The sequence below is a fragment of the Caldanaerobacter sp. genome, from assembly GCF_049701115.1.
Taxonomy (GTDB): domain Bacteria; phylum Bacillota; class Thermoanaerobacteria; order Thermoanaerobacterales; family Thermoanaerobacteraceae; genus Thermoanaerobacter.
In genome coordinates this window covers 93,557-110,470 of sequence record NZ_JBNATX010000001.1, presented here as the reverse complement: position 1 = coordinate 110,470, position 16,914 = coordinate 93,557, and the positions used below count along the sequence as shown (strand labels likewise).

Annotated in this window: 17 protein-coding genes; all 17 read right to left on the bottom strand. The window is 37.2% G+C overall.

Translation table 11 applies throughout. From position 1 onward, the window contains the following. Position 1: 1 nt before the first annotated feature. Positions 2 to 859 (bottom strand): tRNA pseudouridine(55) synthase TruB, encoded by an 858-nt coding sequence (truB, locus tag ACPLVE_RS00635; protein ID WP_424608898.1) that lies wholly within the window; start codon positions 857 to 859, stop codon positions 2 to 4. After that, positions 856 to 1,809, bottom strand: coding sequence for a DHH family phosphoesterase (locus ACPLVE_RS00630; protein WP_424608897.1), 954 nt, complete (start codon positions 1,807 to 1,809; stop codon positions 856 to 858). Before ACPLVE_RS00630 ends, truB begins: the two co-directional genes overlap by 4 nt. Further along, on the bottom strand, positions 1,806 to 2,165 hold the full coding sequence (rbfA, locus tag ACPLVE_RS00625) for a 30S ribosome-binding factor RbfA (protein ID WP_424608895.1): 360 nt from the start codon (positions 2,163 to 2,165) through the stop codon (positions 1,806 to 1,808). The genes ACPLVE_RS00630 and rbfA overlap by 4 nt, the downstream gene beginning before the upstream one ends. A gap of 15 nt (positions 2,166 to 2,180) precedes the next feature. Next, the gene (gene infB / locus ACPLVE_RS00620; protein WP_424608893.1) at positions 2,181 to 4,301 is read right to left on the bottom strand and encodes a translation initiation factor IF-2; all 2,121 of its coding nucleotides are present in this window, start codon (positions 4,299 to 4,301) and stop codon (positions 2,181 to 2,183) included. Continuing rightward, positions 4,288 to 4,611, bottom strand: a complete 324-nt coding sequence (locus ACPLVE_RS00615; protein ID WP_424608891.1) for a L7Ae/L30e/S12e/Gadd45 family ribosomal protein — start codon at positions 4,609 to 4,611, stop codon at positions 4,288 to 4,290. Before ACPLVE_RS00615 ends, infB begins: the two co-directional genes overlap by 14 nt. Beyond that, positions 4,601 to 4,873, bottom strand: coding sequence for an RNase P modulator RnpM (gene rnpM / locus ACPLVE_RS00610; RefSeq protein ID WP_424608889.1), 273 nt, complete (start codon positions 4,871 to 4,873; stop codon positions 4,601 to 4,603). The genes ACPLVE_RS00615 and rnpM overlap by 11 nt, the downstream gene beginning before the upstream one ends. A 13-nt stretch (positions 4,874 to 4,886) precedes the next feature. Beyond that, on the bottom strand, positions 4,887 to 5,927 hold the full coding sequence (gene nusA / locus ACPLVE_RS00605) for a transcription termination factor NusA (RefSeq protein WP_424608887.1): 1,041 nt from the start codon (positions 5,925 to 5,927) through the stop codon (positions 4,887 to 4,889). Positions 5,928 to 5,951: 24 nt separating this feature from the next. After that, complete coding sequence (rimP, locus tag ACPLVE_RS00600) at positions 5,952 to 6,407, bottom strand: ribosome maturation factor RimP (RefSeq protein WP_424608885.1); 456 nt, start codon at positions 6,405 to 6,407, stop codon at positions 5,952 to 5,954. Positions 6,408 to 6,514: 107 nt separating this feature from the next. Continuing rightward, entirely contained in the window at positions 6,515 to 10,717 is a 4,203-nt protein-coding gene (locus ACPLVE_RS00595; protein WP_424608883.1) for a PolC-type DNA polymerase III, read from the bottom strand. A gap of 15 nt (positions 10,718 to 10,732) precedes the next feature. Further along, a complete protein-coding gene (locus ACPLVE_RS00590) occupies positions 10,733 to 11,353 on the bottom strand; it encodes a glycosyltransferase family 2 protein (protein ID WP_424608881.1) in 621 nt (206 codons plus the stop codon). Then, a complete protein-coding gene (gene ispG, locus ACPLVE_RS00585) occupies positions 11,353 to 12,417 on the bottom strand; it encodes a flavodoxin-dependent (E)-4-hydroxy-3-methylbut-2-enyl-diphosphate synthase (protein ID WP_424608880.1) in 1,065 nt (354 codons plus the stop codon). The genes ACPLVE_RS00590 and ispG overlap by 1 nt, the downstream gene beginning before the upstream one ends. Before the next feature lie 15 nt (positions 12,418 to 12,432). Beyond that, entirely contained in the window at positions 12,433 to 13,431 is a 999-nt protein-coding gene (gene rseP / locus ACPLVE_RS00580; protein WP_424608878.1) for an RIP metalloprotease RseP, read from the bottom strand. A gap of 6 nt (positions 13,432 to 13,437) precedes the next feature. Beyond that, on the bottom strand, positions 13,438 to 14,586 hold the full coding sequence (locus ACPLVE_RS00575) for a 1-deoxy-D-xylulose-5-phosphate reductoisomerase (RefSeq protein WP_424608876.1): 1,149 nt from the start codon (positions 14,584 to 14,586) through the stop codon (positions 13,438 to 13,440). Positions 14,587 to 14,598: 12 nt separating this feature from the next. Beyond that, positions 14,599 to 15,384, bottom strand: coding sequence for a phosphatidate cytidylyltransferase (locus ACPLVE_RS00570; RefSeq protein WP_424608875.1), 786 nt, complete (start codon positions 15,382 to 15,384; stop codon positions 14,599 to 14,601). Between the two features lie 2 nt (positions 15,385 to 15,386). Next, positions 15,387 to 16,130: an isoprenyl transferase gene (locus ACPLVE_RS00565; protein ID WP_424608873.1), complete on the bottom strand. Its 744-nt coding sequence runs from the start codon at positions 16,128 to 16,130 to the stop codon at positions 15,387 to 15,389. A 49-nt stretch (positions 16,131 to 16,179) separates the two neighbouring features. Then, complete coding sequence (locus tag ACPLVE_RS00560) at positions 16,180 to 16,362, bottom strand: hypothetical protein (RefSeq protein WP_424608871.1); 183 nt, start codon at positions 16,360 to 16,362, stop codon at positions 16,180 to 16,182. Beyond that, complete coding sequence (frr, locus tag ACPLVE_RS00555; RefSeq protein WP_424608870.1) at positions 16,359 to 16,913, bottom strand: ribosome recycling factor; 555 nt, start codon at positions 16,911 to 16,913, stop codon at positions 16,359 to 16,361. Before frr ends, ACPLVE_RS00560 begins: the two co-directional genes overlap by 4 nt. Position 16,914 lies beyond the last annotated feature (1 nt).

Sequence of the window (16,914 nt, the reverse complement as noted above, 5' to 3'; positions counted from 1 at the left end):
CTCAAAAGAGTCTTTTTACTCGTATTCTTTTCTTTTCTGCAACTCCAATACCTATAAAATTTCTATGACCATCATATAGCTTTACCTGCGAATTTTCAATATTATATATGTTCTCTACAGGCTGTCCTCTTAAAATCCTGGAAGACGAATGCCTATCCAGAACTACCGAGGGTAATTTCAAAAAAGTATCTACAGGCAAAATTGAAGCTTTACCTTCTTCTATTTCTTCAATAGTATAGGAATTATCAAGAGTAAAATCTCCCGATTCTGTCCTTATAAGGAAAGACATGTAACCTAAAACTCCAAGCTCTTTGCATATATCCCTCACAAGAGCCCGGACATATGTGCCTTTAGAACATTTTACATCCAAAAGGAGATGATTGGGTTTCCTGTATTCCACTATATCAAGTTCGTAGATGGTTACTTTTATAGGCGGGATCTCTATCACTTCGCCTCTTCGAGCATATTCATAAAGTTTTTTCCCTCTTACCTTTTTAGCAGAATAAATTGGAGGTATTTGCTGTATCTCACCTTTAAATTTATTGATGACTTTCCTCAATTCATCTAAACTAAAAGAAGGGGTAGGACCAGTTTCAATAATTTTGCCGCTCTTATCTAATGTATCTGTAGAAATTCCGAAAGTTATTTCAAATCTATATCTTTTGTGGTGCTCCATTAGATAAGAAGAGAATTTTGTTGCTCGTCCTATACATAGAGGTAAAACCCCTACAGCATCAGGATCCAGCGTTCCTGTATGACCTACTTTTTTTGTATTGTAAATCCTTCTCACAAAGTCTACTATGTCGTGGGAGGTCATCCCTGGAGGCTTTAACACGTTTAAAACTCCATCGATACTCATACTTCTAACTCCTTAAAGATTTCTTCAAGGATTTTTTTCTTTACCTCCTCTATAGTCCCCTTCACAGTACATCCAGAAGCTCTTATATGCCCCCCTCCTCCAAATGTCGAGGCAATTTTGTTCACATCTACCCTATCTTTTGACCTTAAACTCACTTTTACTTCCCCATCTTTTTCTACAAGAAGCACTGCCACCTCTACTCCTTCAATGTTGCGCCCATAGGTCACGATATTCTCTAGATGAGAAAGGTCGGTTCCAGTCTCTTCAAAATCTTTTTTTAGAATTTCCATATAAGATACTAATCCATCTTTGTAAAGAATTAAACTATTTAGCGCTCTTCCTAAAAGCTTTGCTTTATTAAACTTTAGGGAGTTGAACACCTTTTCTGCCACCAGCGCAAAATCTGCCCCATTGTTTATCAAATCTCCGGCTATATGATGAGTCATAGAAGTAGTGCTCTCGTAAGTAAATCCTCCTGTATCGGTTAAAATAGCCGTATAGAAGCTCGTAGACACCTCTTTATCGAGATCCAAACCGAGAAGTTTTACAATCTGGTATGCAATCTCAGCTGTAGCAGCAGCGTTTGTATCTACATAATTCAATTTCGCATAAAGGGTATTAGAAATATGATGGTCAATATTGGCTGTCACAGGGCAGCTTTCTATAAATTTTTCTGCTGCCCCCAGTCTTCCTTTTTCTGCACAATCAAATATCAGTGCTAAGTCTGCTTCTACATCAAAAGGGAGAGATATTTTATCTATATTTGGCAAAAAGCTGTACATCTCTGGAATTTGATCGTCTATAAATGCATACACTTTTTTATCCAATTTTTTTAGAGCCTTGTACATTCCTGTAAGGGTACCCAAAGCATCTCCATCGGGTGCCAAATGGCTTAAAAGTACTATAGTATCAGCCTTTTTTATCTCGTTTATTATATCGAGAAGAATCAATTGCTCTCACCCTCTTGCTTGTTTAATTCTTTTAAGATTTCAGAAATTTTAGCTCCATACTCTATAGAGCGATCCAATTCAAATATTATCTCTGGTGTGTACTTCATTTTTATTCGACGACCTATTTCGTGTCTAATGTATCCAGCTGCACTCTTTAAACCTTCAAAAGTTTCCCTCTTGTCTTCTTCACTTCCGTATATGCTGACATACACTTTTGCATATCGTAAGTCTTTAGTAACTTCTATGTCTGTTATGCTAACCATGGCTTTAATTCTTGGATCCTTAATCTCTTCCATTATCATTTTGCTTATTTCTCTTTTCAATTCCTCAGACAGTCTATGACTTCTGTACTGCATTTTTACCATCCTTTCTTATTGTCGAGGGACCTCTTCCATTGTATAAGCTTCTATGATATCCCCCTCTTTTATGTCGTTAAATTTTTCTATCCCTATTCCGCACTCGAATCCCTGCTGAACTTCTCTTACATCATCTTTGAATCGCTTTAAAGAAGCAATCTTGCCCTCATATATTACTATGCCATCTCTCACAACTCTTACATCAGCATTTCTTGTAATCTTTCCACTCAAAACATAGCATCCTGCCACATTACCTACTCCAGGTATTCTAAACACAGCCCGCACTTCGGCTCTGCCAAGTTCTACCTCTTTGTATTTTGGTTCCAGCATTCCTTTCATAGCTGCTTTTATATCCTCAATGGCGTCATATATTATTCGGTAAAGTTTAATATCAACTTTTTCCTTTTCCGCAAGTGCCTTTGCATTTGTCTCTGGCCTTACATTAAAGCCTATTATTATCGCATTCGAAGCAGAAGCCAGCATGACATCTGTTTCTGTTATAGCACCCACAGCACCATGTATTACTTTTATTTTTACTTCATCATTGCTCAAGTCTTCTAAGGACTTCCTTAAAGCTTCCACAGAACCCTGAACATCCGCCTTTACTATTACGTTTAGTTCTTTTACAGTACCTTCTTGTATCTGTTTAAATAAATCTTCAAGAGAAACCTTTTGCTTCTTTTTAAGTTCTATTTCTCTTTGCACTTCTTTCCGCTTTTCTGCAAGCTCCCTTGCTTTCTTTTCATTTTCTACCACCACAAACTTATCTCCAGCCTCGGGTACTTCAGAAAATCCCAAAACTTCTACAGGCATAGAAGGGCCTGCTTTTTTGATTTTCTTACCTTTATCATCAAACATGGCTCTCACTTTACCATAAGTAGTTCCAGCAATCACAGCATCTCCTACTTGGAGGGTTCCATTTTGAACTATAACCGTAGCTACTGGTCCCTTCCCTTTCTCAAGTTTTGCCTCTATCACCGTTCCCCGAGCAGGTTTATTAGGATTTGCTTTTAAATCTTCCATTTCTGCTACCAAAAGTATCATCTCTAAAAGGTCATCTATTCCTATATTCTTTTTAGCAGAAACAGGAACACAAATGGTATTTCCTCCCCATTCTTCTGGAACAAGCCCTAATTCACTAAGTTCTGTCTTTACTCGGTCTGGATTGGCGGTCGGAAGGTCAATCTTGTTTATCGCCACAATTAGAGGAACGTTTGCTGCTTTTACGTGGTTTATAGCCTCAATGGTCTGTGGCATTACCCCATCGTCAGCAGCTACCACCAATACCACTATGTCTGTGACACTGGCTCCTCTTGCCCTCATTGCAGTAAAGGCCTCGTGTCCTGGAGTATCAAGGAAGACTATTTTCTTCCCATTTACTTCTACTACTGAAGCTCCTATATGCTGTGTGATACCACCCATCTCCTTCATTGTCACATTTGTTTTTCTAATAGCATCCAGCAATGAGGTTTTACCATGGTCTACATGTCCCATAACTGTGACTATAGGAGGACGGGGCTTTAAATCTTCCTCCTTGTCAGGTGTATCCTCAAACAAAGTTTCTAACTCATCTTTTACTTCTTCTTTATCAACTAAAAATCCATACTCTTCAGCTATTTTTGAAGCCATTTCGAAGTCGATCTGCTGGTTTACAGTGACCATAATTCCCTGAGCTATTAACTTTTTTATTATATCTGTTGGGTTTACTTTCATCTTCTCTGCCAATTCTTTGACCGTAAGTAATTCAGGAATCGTTATGATTTTAACCTCTTCTTCTTTTGGAGTAGCTTCAGACGTAAACTTCCTCTGTAATTTTTTATTTTTTTTCCCGCCTTTTTTGAAACTCTTCTTATAAGCCCTTGTTTCCTCTCTGTCCTCGTAAAAAGAATCCTCTTCGATTCCTTTTTCTTCTTTTTCTTCAAAATTTGCTTCATCAGTTTTGATTTTTTTCTCACCCTCAGGTTTCTCTGTAAGAAGGTCCTTAATAAGTTCTACCTCGTCATCTTCCAGAGTGCTCATGTGATTTTTTACCCTTATATCCAGATCATTTAATTTGGAAATAAGGTCTTTACTAGAAATATTTAATTCTTTTGCTAATTCATATACCCTTGTTTTGGACATATTATTCACCTCCATGGTTTTCCCCCCTTGCAGCTTCTTGAAGTAGTTTCATAAATCCTTCATCAGTAATAGCAATGATTCCAACTGCTTCCCTTCCTATTGATTTGCCTAAATCTTGTTTGTTCGAATAGACAAGATAGGGGACTCTTTTCGCTTCACAAAGATTAACAAACTTTTCCGCACTTCTTCTGGACAAATCTTCTGCCATTATTACTAAAAATACCTTACGAGTCTTCAAATATTTCTCCACGCTGTAACTTCCAGAAACTAATTTTCCAGCTTTCCTTGCAAGCCCAAGTATAGAATGAAACCTGTTATTCTTCATCCATTATCTCCCTCTTTAATTGTTCGTATATTTCCTGTGAAATGGGAACTTCTAAGGCTTTCTCCAGTCTTTTGTGCTTAAAAGCTTTTTCAAGACATTCAACTTTTCTACATATATAGGCTCCTCTTCCGGATACTTTTCCTGTAGGGTCTATTTGCACCACAGAATCATGAGCACGTCTGACTATTCTGATAAGCTCTTTTTTTGGTTTCATTTCCTGACAGCCAAGGCACATCCTCATCGGAACTTTTTTTACCTTCATTTCCTCACCCCATTTAACTTTTAACCATCGATTCGCTCTTTATATCTATTTTCCATCCGGTAAGTTTTGCCGCTAATCTCGCATTTTGGCCTTCTTTACCTATTGCAAGAGATAACTGATAATCAGGTACAATTACCCTGGCAACTTTTTCTTTTTCGTCTACAATTTCTACGCTTACCACCTTTGCTGGGCTTAAAGCATTCATTATGAACTCATGAGGTTTTGAACTCCATTTCACAATATCTATTTTTTCTCCTTTTAATTCGTTGACAACCGCCTGAACCCTTGCTCCCTTGTAACCCACACATGCTCCTATAGGGTCTACATTAGGGTCTCTGCTGAAGACTGCCATTTTAGTTCTTGATCCTGGTTCTCTTGCAATAGCTCTTATTTCCACGATACCCTGCTGTATTTCTGGAGATTCTAACTCAAAGAGTCTTTTCACAAGGCCCGGGTGAGATCTGGATATTATTATCTGAGGCCCTTTAGTCGTCTTTTTTACTTCTACAATATATACCTTTATTCTATCGCCAGGTGAAAATGTTTCTCCTGGGATTTGTTCTGAAGGTGAAAGTACTGCCTCTACTCTTCCCAGGTTCACGAGTACACTGTTCTTTGTGACTCTAGTAACAATCCCCGTCACTACTTCAGTCTCTTTTGCTAAAAATTCTTCGTAAATTACATTCCTCTCTGCCTCTCTTATCCTTTGTATTACCACTTGTTTTGCGTTTTGTGCAGCAATTCTACCAAAATTCTTTGGAGTAACCTCTACGTCTACAATATCACCGACCTGATACTTTTTATTTATTTTTCTTGCATCTTCTAAACTTATCTCTAAAAGGTCATTTTTTACTTCTTCTACTACTGTTTTTTGAGCATACACCTTTACATCCCCTGTATCTCTATCCATCACGATTTTTACATTCTGAGCTGTCCCATAATTTTTTTTATAAGCAGAAACTAAAGCGGCTTCTATGGCTTCAAACATCGTCTCTTTTGGAATTCCTTTTTCTTCGCATATTGAGTTTAATGCCTCAATAAATTCTGCATTCATCGTGCTTTTTCTCCCTCCTTAATTTTAAAACTTTATTACAGGTTTAACAAGCCTCACGTTTTTCATATCAAATTCTCTTTTTTCTTCTCCAGAAAAGAGAATTATTTTATCGCCGGTATAATCCAATAATTCACCTATAAATTTTTTCTTTTTGTCAATCGGTTGGTAAAGGTGTACTTCTACTTCTTTTCCAAGATTCCTTTTAAAATCTCGAGGAGTTTTTAGAGGCCTATCAAGTCCTGGTGAAGACACTTCTAATATATAACTATGGTCTATAGGATCTACTTCATCTAATCTATCACTTAGGTATTCGCTCACCAGCTGACAGTCATCCAGTGTTATTCCTCCCTCTTTGTCTATATACACCCTTAAATACCAATGTTTTCCTTCTTTTTTGTACTCTACATCCACCAGCTCGAAATTATTTTCTTCTAAAATAGGCATCACCAATTCCTTTGTAATTTCCTCAATTCTAGACATTACACGACCTCCTTAAATATAAACTAAAGAGTGGGGAATTCCCACTCTCTTTTAAGTCTTCTAAATTGCCATACTAATTATATCATACACCTTTTGGCAAAGCAACATCAAAATAGACTTAATTGATTGGATTCTGGTAAATCCTCTAAACATCCGTATTGTTTTAATATTTCAATCACAGTTTTGCTAACCTTGGTCCGACTTCTAAAGTCTTCAATTGATATAAATTTTCCGTTTTCTCTTTCTAAGGCAATCGCCCTTGCTGCCTGTATTCCCACACCTTCAAGAGAATTAAGAGGAGGTAAAAGTCCCTTTTCCGTAATCAAAAATTTCTCTGCATCAGATTTATAAAGGTCCACATTTGTGAATTTAAGTCCTCTCAGATACATCTCAAGGGCTACTTCTAACACTGTCAGCAAGTTTTTTTCTTTCGGGGTTGCGTTGTTGCCTTTTGCTTCAATTTCTTTTATTGCTCTTTTTATGTTTTCTTTGCCTCCCAAGACTATATCTAAGTTAAAGTCATCTGCTCTTACAGTAAAATAAGTAGCGTAAAAAGCTTCAGGATAATAAACTTTAAAATACGCGATTCTAAAAGCCATGATCACATACGCAACTGCATGAGCCTTAGGAAACATGTATTTTATCTTTTGGCAAGATTCTATAAACCAATCAGGGACTCCATGCTTTTTCATCTCTTCAATTTCTTCCTGAGTTAAGCCCTTCCCTTTCCTTACATTTTCCATTATCTTAAAAGAAAGCTTTTTATCCATACCCTTATTTATAAGGTAAAGCATTATATCGTCTCTTGCAGCAATTACTTCCTTCAGAGTAGCTATGCCATCCCTTATTAAATCCTGGGCATTGTTAAGCCACACATCCGTTCCATGAGAAAGGCCACTTATTCGTACAAGCTCATCAAAAGTTGTAGGACGCGTTTCAATTAGCATCTGCCTGACAAATTTTGTTCCAAACTCCGGAAGCCCTAGTGTTCCAACAGGAGTACCAAGTTCTTCAGGATCTATTCCCAGAGCTTCTACGCTGGTAAAAAGACTCATGGTTTTTTTGTCATCCAGAGGTATTTCTCTGGCGTTTACTCCTGTCAAATCTTCCAGCATTCTTATCACGGTCGGATCATCGTGCCCTAATATGTCCAGCTTAAGAAGTTTACCACTCAAAGAATGATAATCGAAGTGGGTAGTTATGACATCTGTGTCTTCTGCATCTGCCGGCCTTTGTACAGGTGTAAAATCGTAGATGCTTTTATCTTTAGGAACTACCATCACTCCCCCAGGATGTTGTCCCGTTGTCCTCTTTATTCCAGTACAGCCTATGGTCAACCTCTTTATTTCTGACTTGTGAACAGTGAGATTTCTCTCTTCAAAGTACTTTTTTACATATCCATATGCTGTCTTATCTGCCAAAGTTCCTATAGTACCAGCCCTAAAAACATGACCTTTCCCAAAAAGCTCTTCGGTATACCTGTGAGCTACAGGTTGATATTCTCCAGAGAAGTTCAAATCTATATCAGGCTCTTTGTCTCCCTCAAACCCCATAAATACTTCAAAGGGTATGTCGAAACCATCCTTTTTCATTAAGGTTCCGCATTTAGGGCAGTATTTATCTGGCATATCAACGCCACAGCCAAAGCTCCCATCTGTTATGAATTCAGAATGCTTGCATTTTGGACACACATAATGGGGCGGAAGAGGATTTACTTCTGTGATTCCGCTCATTGTAGCAACAAGAGAAGAACCTACAGAACCTCTTGATCCGACGAGATATCCGTCCTGTAAAGATTTCGATACCAACTTTTGAGCTATTATATACATGACAGCATAACCATTATTTATTATGGCGTTGAGCTCTCTCTCAAGACGTTCCTGTACAATCTGCGGGAGAGGCTCACCATATATTTCATGAGCCCTTTCTAAAGTAATCCTCCGCAGTTCCTCCTCGGCTCCTTCAATTACAGGCGGAAAAGTCCCTTCCGGTATTGGTTTTACATCTTCAATAATATCGGCAATTTTATTTGGATTTTCGATAACCACCTCTTTCGCTACATCTTCTCCTAGATATTCGAATTCTTTGAGCATCTCTTCGGTGGTTCTAAAATAAAGAGGAGGTTGTTTATCTGCGTCTTTATACCCTTTTCCAGCCATTAGTATCTTTCTGTACACATCATCCCACGGATCTAAAAAATGAACGTCTCCTGTTGCAACAACTGGCTTTTTATATTTTTTCCCCAATTCATATATTTTTCTATTTATTTCTTTAATCTCTTCTACACTTTTTACTTCTCCTCTTTCTATTAAAAATTCATTATTTCCAACAGGTTGAATCTCCAGGTAATCGTAAAAATTCACTATGTCTTCTATTTTCTTTTCTTCCAAATTGGAAACCAATGCCCTGAAGACCTCTCCTTGCTCGCAAGCAGACCCTATTATTAAGCCGTCTCTCATCTTTACAAGTAAACTCTTTGGAATTCTGGGAGTACGGTGGAAAAATTCTAAATTAGACCTAGATATTATCTCATATAAATTGCGCATGCCCTTCTGATCTTTTACTAAAATTGTCACGTGGTATACAGGCAATTTTTTTATGTCTACTTCCCTTTCCATCAAGACAGAATTTACCTCAGATAGCTTTTTTATACCTATCTCTTCTAATTTTTTTAACATCTTTATAAAGATTTCTGCTGTAGCCCTAGCATCGTCTACTGCCCTATGGTGATGGAGAAGCTTCACTTCGAAGAATTCAGCCAATGTATCAAGTTTGTAATTTTTTAAGTCTTGATAAAGGTGTCTACTAAGTTCAAGAGTATCCAAAACAGGATTTTCAACGATTAACCCTAACTTTTTAGCCTTTGATTTTATAAAGGATACGTCAAAATTAGCGTTATGAGCTACAAGAACAGAACCTCTTGCAAACTCTAAAAACTTAGGGAGGACTTCTTCTATTAAAGGAGCATCTTTTACCATAGTTTCATCTATTCCTGTGAGTTTCGTGATAAAAGAAGATATAGGTACCTGGGGATTTACAAAAGTTTCAAAATAATCAATTATTTGTTTGTTTTTGATTTTTACAGCTCCAATTTCTATTATTTCGTCGTTTATGTTGGAAAGTCCTGTTGTCTCTATATCAAAAACCACAAACTCATCCTGTAAGGTAGCATCAGTTTCCCCTGTAACAATTGGAATCCCATCATCCACCAGATAACCTTCCATTCCATATATGACCTTTACACCATATTTTTGGGCTGCCTCCATGGCTTCAGGAAAAGCTTGAACGACTGCGTGATCCGTTATAGCAACAGCTTTGTGTCCCCACTCTGCCGCCCTTTTTATAACTTCGGTGGCAGAAGGGACTGCATCTAAGGTGCTCATCTGAGTATGAAGGTGTAATTCCACTCTTTTTTCTTCAGCCAAATCCATCCTCTTTTTAGGCGGAACGACTTCCAAATCTTTTAAGTCAATTACAAGATCTCCCTCATATTTGTCATAAAGGACGTTTCCTCTTATTTTAACAAAAGTGCCAACTCCTATTTCGTCTTTTAAAATATCAAATTTCTCTTGGGTAAGAAAAGTTTTTACCAGTATAGAACTTGTAAAATCTGTAATATCAAATACCATAAGGACCTTCGATTTTAACTCTCTAAAATCCATAGCAAATATCTCGCCCTCAATTACAACCTCATCTGTTTCCGCAGTTACATCTTTAATTGGCACAGGAGAAGATTTAATTTCTCTTCCAAGCAGAACCTTTTTATCTTTAAGTTCTTTTCCTTCTTTCTTGAGCTTTTCTTCTCTTTGTACAATTTTCTCGATAGCCTTTATGTCTTCCTCGATTATCTTTTCAGTGATTTCCATATCCTCTGAGAGGACAAGTTCTACACTTACATCGAGTTTGTATCTTTTCCTCAAAAACTCCTTCACGGCAAAGTCTAATCTACTATCTTTTGCCATTTCGTATACTGCTTGTGTAGGTGCGTTTATGGTTATTTTATTCGTCCCTTGCTTTTTAATATAGCAAGTCTTCAAAAAACCTAAGGAAGAAGGATATTCTTCGCTTAACTCTAATATAACTAAATCCCAATTTTTAATGACATCTTCTACTGTATTAAAAAAGGGAGTTTCTAAAACAACCTCTATCTCATTTACAGTAGGAAAGTTCTCTTTCAAAAATGACTGAAATTCAGCCAGTTTTTTCCCGTCGTTAGAGGAATAAAAGAGAAAAACTGTTAACTTTCGTTTATCCCTTTCTATTCGTACCTTTTTCACCTGCATATCTTCTAAGAAAGCTGCTGGAACCACCTTCTATCCCTCTCTTTATAACCACATTTTTAAAATTTCAAAATACATCTTCATTCTTGCAGCAAAACCTTTTACAAACCCTAATTTTTCCTCCTTCATCACATGAGTCATGTTTTCTAAAGGCACAGTAACTACTCTTAACCTGTTTTTTTTAGCATATCTATTTAAGGCAACTTCAACGCCAAATTTGCTAATCTCCATTTCCTTAATGTCTTCTATAAATTTTCGCTTTATAGCTCTTTGTCCAGAAAGGAATGGAGCTATCTTTTGAGCCAAATCAGTAGAGGTTCTACCTCCTGAAAAAATTCCCACAGTCATGTCTGCTTCATCTTTTATCACAGGCATTACAAGAGCGTAAAAATGTTTCTCGGTAAATCCTATCAAATCAGCATCCAACATGACGATTATATCACCTTTTGAATTTAAAACTCCTTCTTTTAGAGCTTTTCCCTTTCCCTGATTTTTTTCGAGGTTTATCAATTTAACCCTGTACTTTTGAGCTTCTTCCCTTGTGTTATCTGTGGAGCCATCATTTACAACTACTATCTCATCTATTATTTCAATTTTTTCTAACACAGATAATACCCGTCCTATGTTTTTCCCCTCGTTATAAGCAGGAACTATTACCGAAATCATTATTTTTCTTCCTCCTTGGCCATCTCCTCAATTTCTTTGAGAAGTTCCTCTAAAAGGTCTTGTTCCTTGACTATTTTATATATTTTACCTCTTTTGAAAAGTACTCCTTCCCCGTCTCCTCCAGCAATTCCAATGTCAGCTTCTTTTGCTTCTCCAGGTCCATTCACCACACAGCCCATTACAGCTACTCTAAGAGGTTTTTTTATGTGACTCGTCCTTTTTTCAACCTCATTAGCTAATCTTATCACATCGATCTTTGTTCTGCCACAAGTAGGGCAGGATATTACTTCTACACCTTCCTTCAAAAGACCTAAAGCTCTAAGAATCTGACGACCAACTCTAACCTCATGAATAGGATCGCCTGTCAAAGAAACTCTTATAGTATCACCTATTCCTAAATAAAGAAGGGTACCTATGCCAATAGCAGACTTAATAGTACCACTTTCTAAAGTTCCGGCTTCAGTTATTCCAAGGTGTAAAGGATAATCTACTTTAGAAGAAGCAAGTTTATAAGCTTCAATTGTAAGAGGTACACTAGAAGTCTTAAGAGAAATGACTATATCATAAAACCCCATTTTTTCTAATAAATTTACGCTTTTTAATGCACTTTCTACTACCGCTTCAGGAGTAATGCCACCGTATTTATTTAATATATCCTTCTCTAAAGAGCCGGCATTTACACCTATCCTTATGGGAATGCCTCTTTCCTTGGCAGCTTCTACAACTTTTCTTACATTCTCCTCTTTCCCGATATTCCCGGGATTTATTCGTATTTTATCTGCCCCGTTTTCAATAGCCTTGATGGCAAGCTTATAATTGAAGTGTATATCAGCTACCAAAGGTATATTTATATGCTTTTTTATTTCTTTTATGGCTTTGGCAGACTTTTCATCGGGTACAGCTACCCTTATTATATCGCACCCTTCTTTTTCTAACAATTTTATCTGCTCCACTGTCTTTTCTATATCAGCAGTATCAGTATTTGTCATTGATTGCACAAGGATTGGATTATTGCCCCCTATTTTTTTATCACCTATTTTTATTTCTCGAGTCAATCTTCGCATTTTTTATCACCTAAATCAAAAAATTCGCATTATATCTCTGTAAGTGGCAAATATAAGCAGAGCAATTAAAAGTAAAAAACCTAAATAATGGATATATCCTTCTTTTTCTGGAGGCAATGGCTTCCCTCTAACGGCTTCTGCCAGCACAAACAAAATTCTTCCACCATCTAAAGCAGGAAAAGGAAGCAAGTTAAAAAGACCCAAATTTACGCTTATCAAAGCAGAAAAAGCCAGCAAATTTATCAGACCTGTCTTTGCTACCGTGCCCACTGCCTGAACAATCCCCACAGGGCCCATTATCTCATTTACAGATACTTTTCCGGTTATCAACATTTCTAATGAAAGTAAAATGAGTTTAGAGAAATATATGGTCCTATCTGCCGCTGTCTTTACAGCAAGTGAAAAAGACTTCTCGTATGCAGGTACTATTCCAATCATCAACTTCGACGCTTTTTGGTCAAAAACGGGAGCTATCTCTTTTTTAATTATTTTATTATCCCTTTCAATCTCCACAGTGAGAACTTTCCCCTGACTTGAGCTTATGGCTTTTTCTAACTGTTCCCATGAATTTATTTTTACATCATTTATCGCTATAATCTTATCACCCGGAAGTATTCCTGCTTTTTGGGCTGGATAGCCCTCCATTACAGTATCGACTTTAGGTACAGGGCTTCCGATATAGAAAAACACCACCACCAAAAGCAAAAAAGCCAGCAATATGTTCATAAGGGGACCTGCGGAAAAAACAGCCAATCTCACAGGCCACGGTTTGTTCATAATAGCTCTTGGGTCAGAAGATTTCTCATCCTCTCCTTCCAAAGCCACATATCCACCAAAAAGCAAAATCCTAAAGGAATACTCTGTTTCACCATATTTTTTCATAAAGAGTCTTGGACCAAATCCTATAGAGAACTCATTTACTCTTGCTCCAAAAGCTTTTGCTACTATAAAATGTCCAAACTCGTGGAACATGACAAGAAAACTTAACACTATTATGCTCAAGATTATTGTCAATTCCTATCACCTCATATACTTTTTCATTATCCTTTCCCTGGTCTCAAGGTCTACACTTATTATATCATCCAAAGTAGGATTTTGCATATTTTTATGATGGCTTAAAGCTTCTTCTATTATTTCAGAAATTTCTAAAAAGCTAATTTTATTTTGCAAAAACAAGGATACCGCTACCTCATCTGCTGCATTTAAAACGGTGGGCATCGTTCCGCCAAGTTTTGCTGCATGATATGCCAGAGAAAGACATTTAAAAGTTTCAAAATCTGGCCTTTCAAAAGTGAGTTGTCCCAAACTATAAAAATCAAGGAAATTTACGCCCTCCACATATCTTCTATTAGGATAGTTTAAGGCGTACTGTATCGCAATCCTCATGTCAGGCACAGAAAGTTGTGCAATCACACTCCCATCCACGTATTCTACCATTGAATGAATTATGCTTTGTGGATGCACTACTACTCTGATCTTATCGAGAGGTATATCGAAAAACCATCTAGCTTCAATAACCTCAAATCCTTTGTTCATCAAGGTAGCCGAATCTATGGTTATTTTCTTTCCCATTTTCCAGTTAGGATGTCTTAAAGCCTCTTCTACAGTGACATTTTTTAACTCCTCTTTTTTCTTGCCTCTAAAAGGCCCTCCAGAAGCAGTTAAAATAAGACTTGAAACGTCTTTTTCTTTATTACCTCTAAGACATTGTAAAATGGCAGAATGTTCACTATCTATAGGCAAAAACTCTATCTTTTTTTCTTTGACAAGATTCATCACTATTTCTCCTGCAGTCACTAGTACCTCTTTAGTTGCTAAAGCTATGGATTTACCCTGCTTTATGGCTTCGACTGTAGGAACCAACCCTGCAATACCCTCTAAAGCTACGACTACCATGTCTGCTTCATATCTCACAATTTCTTTTAGACCCTCTTTTCCCGTTAAAATCTCTACATTGCTACCTATATTATCCTTTAACTCTCTTGCTTTTTCTTCATCTTTTACCACTACTATCTTTGGCATGAATTCTTTTATCTGTCTTAAAAGCAAGGGTATGTTTCTATATCCCGTAAGTCCTACTACTTCAAATTCTTCTTTTAAACTTCTCACTACGTCCAAAGTCTGACTGCCGATTGAACCGGTAGAACCGAGTATTATAAGTTTCTTCATGACATATCCCCTTTACAGAAAATACTTGATAACAAAGTATACATAAGGTGAAACAAGAAGTATACTATCAAATCTATCCAAAATCCCTCCGTGGCCGGGGATGACATTTCCAAAATCTTTTATGTAGCAGCTTCTTTTTATATAAGAAGCCACAAGGTCTCCTGCTTGAGACATTAGACTTCCAATTCCTCCTACTATAATCGCCTCATAAGGACTCATATTAGTCTGAGGAAACAGCCATGCAAATAAAAAGCTTGCCAGGATAGCTCCTGTAATGCCTCCCACCGCTCCTTCCACTGTTTTTTTGGGACTGAGCTCTGGAGCCAATTTGTGATTTCCCAAAAATTTGCCTGTAAAATAGGCGGAAGTGTCAGTGATCCATGAAATAATGAATATAAGCCACACTGCATAAACTCCATTAGGCAAGCTTCTTACTTTTTGTATGTATATAAACAGAATCGGTATGTACACAATTCCCATCAGAGTAAAGGCATAGTCTTTGAGGGTGTATTTTTTGTTAGCTAAAAACAACAGAAAGAAAGCAATTGATAAAACAACAAAGAGGTCTATTTCAGAAAATCTCAGTTTATCAAAGGTTAAATATAAAAATATAGAAGCCAAATAGCCGAACAATTTGAAAGGTCTTAATCCTATGTTTTTGGTAGCATTATAGAACTCATTAAGTCCTAAAACGCTCACGATTATGAGTGAAAAAGTTAAAAGTGCCCCCCCTTTTATGAGAATAAAAAACAGAAGGGGCAATCCTATCAGAGCACTTATCACTCTGGTTTTCAGCATGTTTAAACTCCCCCAAATCTTCTCTTACGAGTCTGGTAGTAAAGCAGAGCTTCAAGAAGATGCTTCTTTTTAAAATCGGGCCACAAGACCTCGGTAAACCAAAACTCTGAATAAGCAGACTGCCAGAGCAAAAAATTACTAAGCCTTTTCTCGCCGCTTGTGCGTATGATAAGGTCAGGATCCGGCTGAAAAGCGGTGTACAGATGATGGGATATTATCTCCTCCGTTATTTCTTCTGGTGAAAGTTCTCCATCAAGAACTTTTTTGCATATACGCCGGGTGGCTTTTACAATTTCATCTCTTCCACCGTAATTTAAAGCAATATTTACAACAAGGCCTGTATTACCTTCGGTCAACTTTTCCGCCCTTTCTATAACTGACTGGCACTTTTTAGGTAGTTTTGTTATATCCCCAATGAATCTTAGTACTACATTATTTTTATTGAGTTCATCTACCTCTTTAGAAAGGTATTCTACAAGTAGGTCCATAAGAAAATTTACTTCTTCCTTAGGTCTTTTCCAATTTTCTGTAGAAAAAGCATAAAGCGTTAAATACTTTATTTGAAGTTCTCCGCTAGCTCTTATGACCTCTCTTACCGCATTTACTCCTGCTTTATGACCATAAATCCTGGGTAATCCTCTTTTTTGAGCCCACCTACCATTTCCGTCCATTATAATGGCTATGTGCTGTGGTAACCGTTCTTTATCAAGTTTTTTTAAAAGTCTTTCTTCATTGAAAAAAAACATATATTTTCCTCCTCATTTGGACAAGGATCCCCCTTCAAAAGGAGGGGGATCATATACGGACAACCGTTATCTCTATGAACTCATCCTTTTCTTTTATCCGGACGACTTTAAATGTCTTCCCTTCATATTTAAAAATCGGTTTGGTCTCCACAATTTCAATTTTCTTATTTTCCCCTTCCAGTTGTTTGAGAACTTCTTCAAGGTCTCTTCCAATCAAGTCATAGTACTTCAAATCTCCATTATCTCCTTTTCCTTAGCCTCTACTACCTTATCTATCTCTTTAATGTATTTATCGGTTAATTTCTGAATTTCTTCTTCTCTACGCTTTCTCTCGTCTTCGGATATTTCTCCATCTTTTTCCATTTTTTTGACAAGGTCATTGGCATCTCTTCTTATCTGCCTCACGGCAATTTTAGCTTCTTCAGCCTTTTTATGAACCAACTTTACAAGTTCTTTTCTTCTTTCCTCTGTAAGCTCAGGAAGAACCAGTCTTAGCACCTTTCCATCAGAAACCGGGTTAATTCCTAAGTCGGATTTCTGTATGGCTTTTTCTATTTCACCTATCTGAGACACATCCCAAGGCTGAACGATCAGCACCCTTGGCTCAGGAGCAGTAATAGTAGCAAGCCTGTTTAAAGGAGTCGGAGTCCCATAGTAATTCACTGTAATACGGTCTAAAAGAGCCGGATTGGCTCTTCCTGCACGTATTGTAGCAAGCTCACTCTTTAAGATATTTAGAGTTTTTTTCATCCTTTCTTCACTATCTTTCAGATAATCGCTCATA